Origin of the sequence: Mesorhizobium sp. B2-8-1 (genome assembly GCF_006440955.1) — a bacterium.
Lineage (GTDB): Bacteria > Pseudomonadota > Alphaproteobacteria > Rhizobiales > Rhizobiaceae > Mesorhizobium.
Window position 1 is genome coordinate 274,931 of sequence record NZ_VFTX01000004.1, and the last position, 11,418, is coordinate 286,348.

Consider the following 11,418-nt stretch of genomic DNA (forward strand, 5'->3'; position numbering starts at 1 on the left):
CGTGACAATGCCGGCGGAAGTTGCCGGCGTTCCCGATTTCAAGAGGTGACCTGTCCAGCCTCCCAGCCCAGAATGGCGCGCTTGCGGGTCAGGCCCCAGTGGTAGCCGGTGAGGTCGCCGGATTTGCCGATGGCGCGGTGGCAAGGCACCACGAAGGAGAGCGGGTTGGCGCCGTTGGCGGCGCCGACGGCGCGGCTGGCGCTCGGCGCGCCGATGCTGGCGGCAATCGAGGAATAGGTGCGAGCCTTGCCCATCGGAATCTGGAGCAAGGCCTCCCAGACGCGAACCTGGAAGTCGGTGCCGATCATCACGACATGCAGCGGCTGGTCCGGGCGCCACAGCGTCGGGTCGAAGATGCGTGCGGCGTAGGGACCGGTCGCGGCCATGTCCTCGACATAGACGGCATTCGGCCAGCGGCTGGACATATCGGCGAAAGCGGCGCGTTCCTCGCCCGGATCGCTAAAGGCGAGGCCGGCAAGCCCGCGGTCGGTGGCCATGATCAGGGCGGTGCCGAATGGCGAGCTATGATAGCCATAGCGGATGGTGAGCCCGGCGCCGCGCGTCTTGTAGTCGCCCGGCGACATCGCCTCATGGGTGACGAACAGGTCGTGCAGCCGGCCGGGGCCGGACATGCCGAGCTCGAACGATGTTTCAAGCAGCGGCATGCCGGAATCGAGCAGCCTGCGGGCATGGTCCAGCGTCACCGCCTGCAGGAAAGCCTTGGGCGAAAGGCCGGCCCAGCGTGTGAACAGCTTCTGCAGGCCGGTCGGCGTCTCGCCGACCTCCTCTGCAAGCTCCTCGAGGGAAGGCTGGTCGCGATAGTCGAGGCTGATCTTCTCGATGGCGCGGCGCACGATTTCGTAGTCGCTGCCTTCGGGCGTGATGTCCTTCTTGAGGACTGCTGTCTGTGTACTCATGGGACTTCTCCTTGAGCCGGAATATCAGCCCTTGGGGCGCCGATCACCACCCGAAACTTGCCTTCTTGCGGCGCATACCCAGATAAACTCTGGTTTTCGAGCCCAGGAGTCGCCATGGCGGGTGAAAAGGTAAATCTCGCCGGCGCGAAAGAAACCTTGCTGATGACGCTCTACGGCAAGGCGCTGGAAAGCCGGATGCCCCATTCGCTGCTTGGGGATCGTTTCGCCGACGAGGCGGTGCGTAAGATCGACTATGATTTCTCAAGACTCAAGGTCGACAGCAATCTCGGCATCGGCCTGGCGATCAGGGCAAAGACGCTGGACGTCCGCGTCGAGGAGTTTTTGGCCAGAAATCCTGATGCCATCGTGCTGCATCTGGGGTGCGGGCTCGACACGCGCATCTTCCGGGTCGATCCGCCGCCAGGCGTGGACTGGTTCGATGTCGACTATCCGGAAGTCATTGAACTCAGGCGCAAGCTTTACCCGCCGCGCGACCGCTATCGCCTCATCGCTTCGTCGGTAACAGAGCCGGACTGGCTGGCTGAAGTGCCCCGCAACCGACCGGCCATCGTGGTGGCGGAGGGGCTGACGCCCTATCTCCCGGCCGAGGAAGGGTTCCGCCTGTTCTCGCGCCTGGTCATACATCTTGCCGGCGGCGACCTGATTTTCGACGCTTACAGCGGTTTCGGCCTGAAGCTGCTGCGCCTCAATCCGGCGATCAGGGCGACAGGCGCCGAGGTCCACTGGGCGATCGAGGATCCGCGCGAACTGGAACTGGCTGTCCCGAAGCTGCGATTCATCGAAGACATTCCGGCCTATGGACCTGAACACGCCGCCCGCATGGGCTGGCCCGCGCAGCTGTTCGTTCGGCTTTGGAAATACATTCCCGCACTGCGCAAGATCGGCAGGCTTTTGCGCTATCGCTTCTGAAACGTCGTACCCTTGTTCGACGCGGTCCGGACGCAAGCTGTTCGGCTAGCGCGCCTTGGCGGTGGCGAGCGCACGTGAAAAGGCGGTGGCGAAGCTTTCGCGGGAATCGGGGTCGAGAAAGCCGCCGATCGCCACGTTTTGTCCCTGCGCCTCGACCGCCATCCGGGTGATGCCGATTTCGGCGTGACGGGCGACCGAAAAGCGCGCCCAGAACGGGTTGAAGCGGTGCGCTTCCGATTTTCCCGACGGCGCGGTCTTGCGGATATCGAGGCTGGTGCGCGAGATCGACACCTCCTCGCGGGCGCGGGCGGCACGGTAGTTCATGCGGAAGGCAATGTAGACGGCGACAACGTCCAGACCGAAGAAGCCGAAAACCGGCCAAGCGCCGCGCGACAGGAAAAAAGCCCCGGTCACCAGCCAGCCGAACAGCAGCGCGCCCATCAGCACGGCGAAGCCGGTCTTGCCCAGCGACCGGTGCGGGGTCAGCAAGGCGCTGAAGAAGGGTTCGTCCGCCTGGAACGAGGCATTTGTGTCGTTCATATCTGGATATTATAGGAAGGAAATGGCAAGCCCCAAGTCCAAAGTACCCGCACAATCCGAAAAGAAGCCACTGCCTGGACGGCGCGACGGCTCGAACGCCAAGCCGAGCCCCAGGCCGGCCCGATCCAGAACGCTCTACAGTCCGGCGGAGGTGCACGAGATTTTCCGGCGCTTTGCCGTCCAGCGGCCGGAGCCGAAGGGCGAGCTCGAACATGTAAACCCCTTCACCCTGCTGGTGGCCGTCGTGCTGTCGGCGCAGGCGACCGACGCTGGCGTCAACAAGGCGACGCGGGCGCTGTTCAAGATCGCCGATACGCCGCGCAAAATGCTCGATCTGGGTGAGGCCAGGGTCGGCGACTATATCAGGACCATCGGTCTGTGGCGCAACAAGGCCAAGAACGTCATCGCGCTGTCGCAGGCATTGATTCGCGATCATGGTGGCGAGGTGCCGGACAGCCGGGACGAACTGGTCAAATTGCCGGGGGTCGGGCGCAAGACCGCCAATGTCGTGCTCAACATGGCCTTCGGCCAGCACACGATGGCCGTTGACACGCACATCTTCCGTATCGGCAACCGCATAGGACTGGCGCCCGGCAAGACGCCCGAACAGGTCGAGCAGGGGCTGTTGAAGATCATTCCCGACGAATATATGCGCCACGCGCATCACTGGCTGATCCTGCATGGCCGCTACGTCTGCAAGGCGCGCAAGCCGGATTGCCCGGCCTGTGTCATCGCCGACCTCTGCAAGGCGCAGGAAAAGACGACCAGCGTGCCGGCGCCGCTGGTCGAGATCGCTCCGCTCGAGGAAGCGAGCGGAATTCAATAAGTTAACTCTCCTCCACAAACACCTCTTCGCGCTTCTTCTTGACCGCAGGCAGGAAGACGATGACGAGCACGGCGAGCGCGATGAGGAGCAGGCCGGCGCTGATCGGTCTCGTCACGAAGGCGCTGGGATCGCCACGCGACAGAATCATGGCCCGGCGGAGATTTTCCTCAAGCAGGGGGCCAAGCACGAAGCCGAGCAGCAGGGGCGCGGGTTCGCAGCGCAGTTTGGTCAGGAGATAGCCGAGGAAGCCGAAAAAGGCGACGGCGTAGAGGTCGTAGACATTGGTGTTGACGCTGTAAACGCCGATCGAGCAGAACGCCATGATGATCGGGAAAAGCACGTAATAGGGGATCGTAAGCAGCTTCACCCAGAGCCCGATCAGCGGCAGGTTCAGGACGATCAGCATCAGGTTGCCGATCCACATGGAGGCGATGATGCCCCAGAAAAGCGCCGGCTGTTCGGTCGCGACATTCGGGCCGGGCACGATGCCCTGGATGATCATCGCGCCGATCATCAGCGCCATGACCGGATTGGCTGGAATGCCGAGCGTCAGCATGGGGATGAAGGAGGTCTGCGCGCCGGCATTGTTGGCCGATTCCGGCCCGGCGACGCCTGCGATCGCGCCCTTGCCGAATTTTTCCGGGTTTTTCGACACGCGCTTCTCGACCGTGTAGGAGGCAAAGGCCGCGAGGATCGCGCCGCCTCCCGGTAGGATGCCGAGCGCTGAACCGATGATCGTTCCGCGCACGATGGGCGCCGCCATGCGCCTGAAGTCGTCGCGGGTGGGCATGAGCCCTGAAACCTTTCGGATCATCACCGAGCGCTCATGCTCGTTCTCGAGGTTGCGCAGGATCTCGGCAATGCCGAAGACGCCGACCGCCACGGCGACGAAATTCAGCCCGTCGGCATATTCGGGGATGCCGAGCGTGAAGCGCGGTGTGCCGGTGTAGATATCGGTGCCGACAATGCCGAGCAACAGACCGAGCACGACCATCGCCAGCGCCTTGACGATCGAACCGTGCGCAAGCGCGACCGACGAGACGAGGCCGACGACCATCAGCGAAAAATATTCGGCCGCGCCGAACTCCAGCGCGATCGAGGTCAGCGGCGGGGCGAAGATGGCGACGAGGAAGGTCGACACCGTGCCGGCGAAGAACGAACCGATCGCCGCGATCGCGAGTGCCGCGCCGGCGCGGCCGTTCCTGGCCATCTGATAGCCGTCGATCGCCGTGACGGCCGAGGACGATTCGCCGGGCATGTTGATGAGAATGGCCGTGGTCGAGCCGCCATATTGCGCACCGTAATAGATGCCGGCGAGCATGATGAGGGAGGAAACCGGGTCGCCGATCTGAAAGGTGATCGGCAAGAGCATGGCGATGGTCGCGGTGGCGCCAATTCCAGGCAGGACGCCGATCAGCGTGCCAAGAAGGACGCCGATCAGGCAGAAACCAAGGTTCGTCAGCGATGAAGCGGTCGAAAAGCCGAGCGCCAGATTGTCGAGGAGCTCCATGCTCATCTCCTCACAATGGCAGCCATGGGCCAAAGCGTCGGAACGGAAGGCCGAGTGCGTAGCTGAAGACGAAAAATGCAAACAGGGTCAGGCCAGCCGACAGCACGAACGCGGTCAGCGGTTTCATGCGGCCGCTGGCGAACGATGCGATCAGCGCCGTCAGGAAGATTGACGGAATGAAGCCAAGGCCGCGCACCGTCAGGCCGAAGAAGATCGGAGCGGGAAGGATGAACAGCGAGCCACGCCACGCAATGTAGCCGATCGGATCGCCCTCGAATCGCACCGCCTGGAAGAGGATGACGAGGCCAAGCAGGATCAGCACGATCGCCAGCACCAGCGGGAAATAGCCCGGCCCCATGCGGAAGGCGGTGCCGATTTCCAGGCCGAGCGACTGCAACGCGAAAAATGCGCCGAAAACGATGAACAGCGCAGCGCATGTGCCGTTCGTCCTGTCGATTGCGAAAGCCTTCATGACATTCCTCCCAAGCTGCGGGCGCGCGACGATACCGAAGCGAAAACGGGGCGCCGGCGGCGCCCCGTTCAAAACTCAGTCGGCGTATTGGCCGGCGGCTTCGATGATCGGCTTCCAGCGCGCGATCTCGTTTTCCAGCTTGGCCTTCAGCGCGGCCGGCGTCGCGTCGGCCTGCGGCGACGGCCTGGTGCCGAGCTCGGCGAAGCGGGCGGCGACGTTCTCGTCCTTCAGCGCGACCTGCAGGGATTTCGACAGCCGTTCGGTGATCTCCGCCGGAGTGCCCTTGGGGGCATAAAGACCGTGCCAGATGCTGACCTGCACGTCGGGAAGGCCGGCTTCCGTCGTCGTCGGGACATCGGGCAGCACATCGAGGCGCTCCGGCGAGGTGACGGCGTAAGCCTTGATCGTGCCGCCCTGGATCTGCTTGGTGGTGTTGGTCGTCTGGTCGCACATGATGTCGACCTGGCCGCCGAGGAGATCGGTCATGGCCGGGCCGGTGCCCTTGTAGGGGACGGTGACCAGCGGCGTCTTGATAGCGCTCATGAACAGCATGCCGCAGAGATGCGAGGCAGCACCTATGCCGGCATTGGCTACGGTGACGCTATCCTTGTTGGCCTTGGCGTACTCGACCAATCCCTTCAAATCGGCCGGCTCGAGGTCCTTTCGGCCAACGATGGTCATTGGCACCTCGGTGACGAGGCCGACATATTCGAAGGCGTTCAGCGTGTCGTAGGCGAGCTTTCGGTAGAGTGTGGCACTGGTGGCCATGCCGATGTGATGGAGGAGCAGGGTGTAACCGTCCGGCTCGGCCTTCGCGACGCGGCCAGCGCCCAGCGTGCCACCGGCGCCGCCGACATTCTCGACGATGACCTGCTGGCCGAGATCCTTGGACATGGCTTCCGCGACAAGACGCGTGACCGTGTCGGTCGGGCCGCCGGCCGCAAACGGCACCACGACGGTGATGGTGCGTTCGGGATAGGTTTGCGCGCCTGCGGCGACGGGATAAAGCGTGACGGCCACGGCGGCAGCCAGAGCGGCGACAAATCTTCTCATCGTGATTTCCTCCCAGAGCTTAAATCTTCAACCGCCGCGCGGAGTTCTCCTCGACACCGGCTGCACGGATACAACTAGCGCAGGCTAACAGATTGCAATCGTACTCAAATGGCAAAGTGCTGATATCCGCAACCGTTCTGGCTGGCGGCCCATGAGGCGCGGCCGGACCATCGGAGGAACGACTGTCCCGGCTGGATCGAGACACGCCAAGCGCGCGCCGTCTGTCTGGAAGATGATCCGCGCCGGCCTGGCCCTTGCTCGCGGCCGGTGATTTGCTAGGTGCTGCAGGTTTGAGCGAGGGCGACCCATGACCCATCACGACACAAGCGGCGTTCCGGTTATCGAAACGACGCGCGCCATCCTGCGAGCGCACCGGCTGGAGGATTTCGACGCCTATGTCGCCATGTGGGCCGATCCGGTCGTCACCCGCTTCATCGGCGGCAGGCCGCGCACGCGAGAAGAGAGCTGGATGCGCTTCCTGCGTCACGCCGGGCTCTGGTCGCTGCTCGGCTACGGTTTCTGGGCGATCGAGGACAAGGCGACGGGCCGTTTCGTCGGTGAGGCCGGGTTTCACGACCTCAAGCGCGATATGGAGCCGCCGATAGAGGGCATTCCGGAGGCCGGGTGGGCGCTCGCTCCGGCCGCCCACGGCGCCGGCCTCGCCACCGAGATCGTCAGCCGCGTGCTTGGCTGGGGCGACGAGACCTTCGGACGTGGCAAAACCGTCTGCATCATCGACCCCGAAAACACCGCTTCCTTGAACGTGGCGACGAAGTGCGGCTACCGGGAGGTGGCGCGGACCATCTATCACGAAACCCCGACCATCCTGCTGGAGCGGTTGGCCTGAGCACTCGCCAAGTGCCTAAAGCGCGCGGCGTCGAAACGGATTCATGCGCTGCGCTTAGCTTTCTTGTTTTACGTCGTTCTCCCAAAGCCGAGGTCCCTTTGGGCGGCATGCATTAGCGGTCGTTCCGCAAGGGCGTCGAAATGATCCGAGAACGCCGTCTGCTCCTGATAACCGCGCCGGGACTGGCATTATCCGTTTGCACCGCGGCTTCGCGAGCCGCTTCATCGAGCATCGAGGCATCCTCGCCGAAGGCGCGGGTGGCGCGGGCCGCAGCCTCGAGCAGCGGCCGCCGCATGCGCCGCAGGAAGGCCGCGTCGACGCGTGTGCTCGGGCCGGCCAGGGTCAAGGCGCCGAGCAGAACCCGCCCAGGCCCGAACACCGGCGCCGAGACGCCCGCCGTCTGCGGGTCGCGGTCGCCGATGGCGAGGCAGTTGCAGGTCTTGCGGATGGTTTCGTAGGGTTCGCCCGGCTGTCCGGAAAACGCCGCCAGCACACGCCCGCCGGAGCCCACCAGCAACGGCAGGACGTCACCCTCGCGAATCGTATAGCGGATAGGATGCTTGGACTCGACGCGATAGAGACAGGTGCGCACGTCTCCCGACTGGACATAGAACGCAACGCTTTCCCAGCTTAGCTCGCAGAGATCGCGCATGATCGGCAGCAGGATGTCGACCGCCACGACCGACCGCTGATAGAGCGCGCCGAGCCGGAAGCTGGCCGGTCCGATGCGGTAGCGGCCGTCGTCCAGGCGCTCGAGCAATTGTCCGCGCAAAAGCGAATTGGCCAGGCGCAGAATGGTGCTCTTATAGAGGCCGGTTCGGGCCGCGATCTCGGAAAGGCTGAGCGAGCGGTCCGCCGTGGTGAATGCATCGAGGATGGCAATGGCCCGGTCAAGCGCGGCAACACCGTCGGCTGACGCGCTCCGGATTTCGATGCCAGCTGGTTTGCCTGCCGAATTCATTGGTCCCCAGTCGAACAAAGGTCGAGCGGCGCGATTGTGTCGCGCAGCTCAAGCATTCTGTCCAGCAGAATATCGTTCCTGTTGACGGAACGCGGTAAAGTCTGCTTGAACTCAAGCACGGGTCTGGTTTCAGGCGCGTTTTTGGCGGGCACCGGAGGAGGTGTCGTGATTTGGAGGAATCCCATGCTGAACAGACGCAAATTTTTGATGAGCACCGCTGCCGCGGGGGCCGCCGGGCTGGTGGCGTCGCGTCTTTCTCCCGCTCTTGCCCAAGGCACGCCGCAGATCCAGATTTTCGTGCCGGCGGCGCCCGGTGGCGGCTGGGACCAGACCGCGCGCACGATGGACCAGGTGCTGCGCAGCGAGAAGCTGATCTCCGGCTCGCAGATCACCAATGTCGGCGGCGCCGGCGGCACGGTCGGGCTGCCGCAATTCATCAGTCAATGGAACGGCAAGGGCAATTCGCTGATGGTCGGCGGCATGGTCATGGTCGGCGCCATCATCGCCAACAAGGCTGCCAATAATTTGACGCAGGTCACGCCGATCGCCCGGCTCACCGGCGAGTTCGAAGCGCTGGTGGTGCCGGCGGCCTCGCCGTTCAAGACGGCCGCCGACTTCGTCGCCGCGCTTAAAGAGGATCCGACGAAGGTTCCCGTCGCCGGCGGCTCGGCCGGCGGTTCGGACCATATCCTGTTCGGCCTGATCGCCAAGACGGCGGGCGTGCCGGCGACAAACCTGTCCTACGTGCCGTTCGCGGGCGGCGGCGAGGCGCTGTCAGCGCTGCTCGGCAACCAGGTGGCGGCGGGCATTTCCGGCTTTGGCGAGTTCTCCGAACAGGTCAAGGCAGGGGCGCTCAGGCTGCTCGCCATTTCCGCCGACAAGCGGCAGGAGGGCATCGATGCGCCAACGCTGAAGGAAGCCGGCATCGACGTCGAACTGTTCAACTGGCGCGGCGTCTTCGCACCCCCCGGCGTCTCCGATACCGATAAGGCGGCGATGATCACGCTGGTCGAGACCATGGCCAAGAGCGATGCCTGGGCCACGGAATGCAAGAACCGCAACTGGACGCCCATCCTGCTCACCGGCGACGACTATGCGAAGTTCCTTGCCGAGGATACGGCTCGCATCGAAGCCATCCTCAAGGATCTCGGGCTCGCCTGATTTCCCTGGGGCGGGTCCATGGTCCGCCCTTTTTCCTCCCGCCGTTCGCATGGGCATGCGATCCACCGGGGATGAAGATAGGATAAAAGCCGGCTGTGAGATGCCGGCTGTCTTGGGAGGACATTCATGAGCACCAGCGACCAGCAGGCTGCGTCCTCGCGCCTCGCCGTACCCGAACTGCTGATCGGCATCGGGCTTCTGGCCTGTGCCGGGGCGGTCGCCTGGCAGACCTTGGCGATCCCGGTGTCGCCGCTCTACTCCAAGGTCGGCCCGACCGTCTTTCCCTACCTGACCATGTTCGGGCTGGTGGTTCTTTCGCTCCTGCTCATCGTCGCCGCACTGCGCGGCGGCTGGCAGCCGGAAGAGGAAAGGGAGACGCCGACCGACTGGAAGGCGATGGGCTTCGTCGTCATCGGCCTTGTCGCCAACCTGCTCCTGATCCAGCCGCTCGGCTTCACCGCGGCATCCGTCATCATGTTCGTTCTGGTCTGCTACGGCTTCGGCAGCCGGCATACGCTGCGCGATGCGCTCACTGGCCTCGTGCTGGCGCTGGCCGCCTATTTCGGCTTCGCCAGGGCGCTCGGCGTCAATATCGGCGCCGGTTTCATCGAGAACCAGCTGAATACGGTAATCGATGCGTTCACCAGCACGCTGAGGGGCTGACGCCATGGAAACGCTAGGCCATCTGGCACACGGTTTCGCCGTCGCCTTCACTCCGGTCAACCTTCTGTGGTGCCTGCTCGGCACCACGCTTGGCACCGCCATCGGCGTGCTGCCCGGCCTCGGACCGGCGCTGACCATCGCGCTGCTTCTGCCGATCACCTACCAGGTTGCGCCGGAGGCCTCCTTCATCCTGTTTGCCGGCATCTATTACGGGGCCATGTATGGCGGCTCGACGACCTCGATCCTGCTCAACACGCCAGGCGAAAGCGCTACCATCGTCACCGCGCTGGAAGGCAACAAGATGGCCCGGTCCGGGCGCGGCGGCGCCGCACTTGCCACCTCGGCGATCGGCTCCTTCGTCGCCGGCACTCTCGGCACGCTGGGCGTCGCCTTCCTGGCGCCTATCGTGGTCAGGTTCGCGCTGGCCTTCGGCCCGGCCGAATATTTCTCGCTGATGGTGCTGGCCTTCATCACGGTTTCGGCGGTGCTCGGCTCGTCCTCGGTGCGCGGCTTGACCAGCCTGTTCGCCGGCTTTGTTATCGGCATGATCGGGGTCGACCTGCAGACCGGCCAGCCGCGCTTCACCTTCGGCATGACCGAACTGCTCGACGGCGTCGACGTCATCATCGCCGCCGTCGGCCTGTTCGCCGTCGGTGAGACGCTCTACATGGCCTCGCGCCGTTATGCCGGCAAGGACGAGATCGTGCCGCTGAAGGGCTCGCTCTACATGACGGCGGCCGAATGGAGGCGCTCGTGGAAGCCCTGGTTGCGCGGCGCCGCGATAGGCTTCCCGATCGGCGCCATGCCGGCCGGCGGCGCCGAGATCCCGACCTTCCTGTCCTATGCCATCGAAAAGAAGCTTTCGAAGCACAAGCAGGAATTCGGCACGGTTGGCGCCATCGAGGGCGTAGCCGGTCCGGAGGCCGCCAACAATGCCTCGGCCGCCGGCGTGCTGGTGCCGATGCTGACGCTCGGCCTGCCGACCTCGGCGACGGCGGCAATCATGCTTTCGGCCTTCCAGAGCTACGGCATCAATCCAGGCCCGCTGCTTCTGACGACACAAGGCAATCTGGTCTGGGGACTGATCGCCAGCCTGTTCATCGCCAATGTCATTCTCGTCATCCTCAATCTGCCGCTGATCGGGCTTTGGGTGCGGCTGCTGAAGATCCCGGCGCCGCAACTCTATGCCGGCATCCTGGTTTTCGCCACCGTCGGCACCTACGGCATTTCGCAGTCGCCGATCGACCTCGCCATCCTCTATCTCCTGGGTGCTGCCGGCTTCCTGATGCGGCGCTTCGATTTCCCGACCGCGCCCGTCATCATCGGCATGATCCTGGGACCGCTCGCCGAAACCCAGTTCCGCCGCGCCATGACGATCTCGAACGGCGACTGGTCGGTGTTCTACAAGCACCCGCTGTCGCTGACCCTGCTGACGCTGGCCTTCATCGGCCTGGTCGGGCCGCATATCTGGGCCTACATCGAACGCCGCCGATTGCGGGGGCCGGAGCATGTGCCGGGCGATGCCTGATCGATTTGAA

The 11,418-nt window shown here is 64.3% G+C and carries 12 protein-coding genes; 6 read left to right on the top strand and 6 right to left on the bottom strand.

Translation table 11 applies throughout. The features are described 5' to 3' along the window. Positions 1-38: 38 nt before the first annotated feature. Complete coding sequence (locus FJ428_RS13160) at positions 39-917, bottom strand: bifunctional helix-turn-helix domain-containing protein/methylated-DNA--[protein]-cysteine S-methyltransferase (RefSeq protein WP_140500187.1); 879 nt, start codon at positions 915-917, stop codon at positions 39-41. Between the two features lie 114 nt (positions 918-1,031). On the opposite strand from FJ428_RS13160, the gene FJ428_RS13165 reads away from it, so the two are divergent. Continuing rightward, positions 1,032-1,847 (top strand): class I SAM-dependent methyltransferase, encoded by an 816-nt coding sequence (locus FJ428_RS13165; RefSeq protein ID WP_140558411.1) that lies wholly within the window; start codon positions 1,032-1,034, stop codon positions 1,845-1,847. Between the two features lie 45 nt (positions 1,848-1,892). Here FJ428_RS13165 and FJ428_RS13170 read toward each other — a convergent pair whose 3' ends face one another. Continuing rightward, positions 1,893-2,387, bottom strand: coding sequence for a DUF2244 domain-containing protein (locus tag FJ428_RS13170; RefSeq protein WP_140879539.1), 495 nt, complete (start codon positions 2,385-2,387; stop codon positions 1,893-1,895). A 22-nt stretch (positions 2,388-2,409) separates the two neighbouring features. Here FJ428_RS13170 and nth point away from each other — a divergent pair, with 22 nt between their 5' ends. Continuing rightward, positions 2,410-3,213: an endonuclease III gene (nth, locus tag FJ428_RS13175; protein WP_140879540.1), complete on the top strand. Its 804-nt coding sequence runs from the start codon at positions 2,410-2,412 to the stop codon at positions 3,211-3,213. A gap of 1 nt (position 3,214) precedes the next feature. On the opposite strand, the gene FJ428_RS13180 is transcribed toward nth, so the two are convergent. The 3 genes from FJ428_RS13180 to FJ428_RS13190 form a co-directional block, all read right to left on the bottom strand. Then, complete coding sequence (locus FJ428_RS13180) at positions 3,215-4,723, bottom strand: tripartite tricarboxylate transporter permease (protein ID WP_140879541.1); 1,509 nt, start codon at positions 4,721-4,723, stop codon at positions 3,215-3,217. A gap of 10 nt (positions 4,724-4,733) precedes the next feature. Beyond that, positions 4,734-5,195, bottom strand: coding sequence for a tripartite tricarboxylate transporter TctB family protein (locus FJ428_RS13185; protein WP_140522495.1), 462 nt, complete (start codon positions 5,193-5,195; stop codon positions 4,734-4,736). A gap of 75 nt (positions 5,196-5,270) precedes the next feature. After that, on the bottom strand, positions 5,271-6,248 hold the full coding sequence (locus tag FJ428_RS13190) for a tripartite tricarboxylate transporter substrate-binding protein (protein ID WP_140496395.1): 978 nt from the start codon (positions 6,246-6,248) through the stop codon (positions 5,271-5,273). Positions 6,249-6,555: 307 nt separating this feature from the next. Here FJ428_RS13190 and FJ428_RS13195 point away from each other — a divergent pair, with 307 nt between their 5' ends. Continuing rightward, positions 6,556-7,095, top strand: coding sequence for a GNAT family N-acetyltransferase (locus FJ428_RS13195; protein ID WP_140556470.1), 540 nt, complete (start codon positions 6,556-6,558; stop codon positions 7,093-7,095). A gap of 112 nt (positions 7,096-7,207) precedes the next feature. Here FJ428_RS13195 and FJ428_RS13200 read toward each other — a convergent pair whose 3' ends face one another. After that, on the bottom strand, positions 7,208-8,056 hold the full coding sequence (locus tag FJ428_RS13200) for an IclR family transcriptional regulator (protein ID WP_224518921.1): 849 nt from the start codon (positions 8,054-8,056) through the stop codon (positions 7,208-7,210). 183 nt (positions 8,057-8,239) lie between these two features. Between FJ428_RS13200 and FJ428_RS13205 the strand changes: the two genes are divergently transcribed. The 3 genes from FJ428_RS13205 to FJ428_RS13215 all read left to right on the top strand — a co-directional run bounded on the left by FJ428_RS13205 (position 8,240) and on the right by FJ428_RS13215 (position 11,408). Beyond that, complete coding sequence (locus FJ428_RS13205; RefSeq protein ID WP_140496391.1) at positions 8,240-9,217, top strand: tripartite tricarboxylate transporter substrate-binding protein; 978 nt, start codon at positions 8,240-8,242, stop codon at positions 9,215-9,217. A gap of 126 nt (positions 9,218-9,343) precedes the next feature. Continuing rightward, positions 9,344-9,880: a tripartite tricarboxylate transporter TctB family protein gene (locus tag FJ428_RS13210; RefSeq protein WP_140879542.1), complete on the top strand. Its 537-nt coding sequence runs from the start codon at positions 9,344-9,346 to the stop codon at positions 9,878-9,880. A gap of 4 nt (positions 9,881-9,884) precedes the next feature. Next, complete coding sequence (locus FJ428_RS13215; protein WP_140556474.1) at positions 9,885-11,408, top strand: tripartite tricarboxylate transporter permease; 1,524 nt, start codon at positions 9,885-9,887, stop codon at positions 11,406-11,408. Positions 11,409-11,418 lie beyond the last annotated feature (10 nt).

What these genes read in the sequence shown, in the direction of transcription:
- FJ428_RS13215 (WP_140556474.1), top strand. Translation starts at nt 9,885, where the DNA reads ATGGAAACGCTAGGCCATCTGGCACACGGTTTCGCCGTCGCCTTCACT.
- FJ428_RS13185 (WP_140522495.1), bottom strand. Translation starts at nt 5,195, where the DNA reads ATGAAGGCTTTCGCAATCGACAGGACGAACGGCACATGCGCTGCGCTG.
- FJ428_RS13165 (WP_140558411.1), top strand. Translation starts at nt 1,032, where the DNA reads ATGGCGGGTGAAAAGGTAAATCTCGCCGGCGCGAAAGAAACCTTGCTG.
- FJ428_RS13210 (WP_140879542.1), top strand. Translation starts at nt 9,344, where the DNA reads ATGAGCACCAGCGACCAGCAGGCTGCGTCCTCGCGCCTCGCCGTACCC.
- FJ428_RS13160 (WP_140500187.1), bottom strand. Translation starts at nt 917, where the DNA reads ATGAGTACACAGACAGCAGTCCTCAAGAAGGACATCACGCCCGAAGGC.
- FJ428_RS13205 (WP_140496391.1), top strand. Translation starts at nt 8,240, where the DNA reads ATGCTGAACAGACGCAAATTTTTGATGAGCACCGCTGCCGCGGGGGCC.
- nth (WP_140879540.1), top strand. Translation starts at nt 2,410, where the DNA reads ATGGCAAGCCCCAAGTCCAAAGTACCCGCACAATCCGAAAAGAAGCCA.
- FJ428_RS13190 (WP_140496395.1), bottom strand. Translation starts at nt 6,248, where the DNA reads ATGAGAAGATTTGTCGCCGCTCTGGCTGCCGCCGTGGCCGTCACGCTT.
- FJ428_RS13180 (WP_140879541.1), bottom strand. Translation starts at nt 4,723, where the DNA reads ATGGAGCTCCTCGACAATCTGGCGCTCGGCTTTTCGACCGCTTCATCG.
- FJ428_RS13200 (WP_224518921.1), bottom strand. Translation starts at nt 8,056, where the DNA reads ATGAATTCGGCAGGCAAACCAGCTGGCATCGAAATCCGGAGCGCGTCA.
- FJ428_RS13195 (WP_140556470.1), top strand. Translation starts at nt 6,556, where the DNA reads ATGACCCATCACGACACAAGCGGCGTTCCGGTTATCGAAACGACGCGC.
- FJ428_RS13170 (WP_140879539.1), bottom strand. Translation starts at nt 2,387, where the DNA reads ATGAACGACACAAATGCCTCGTTCCAGGCGGACGAACCCTTCTTCAGC.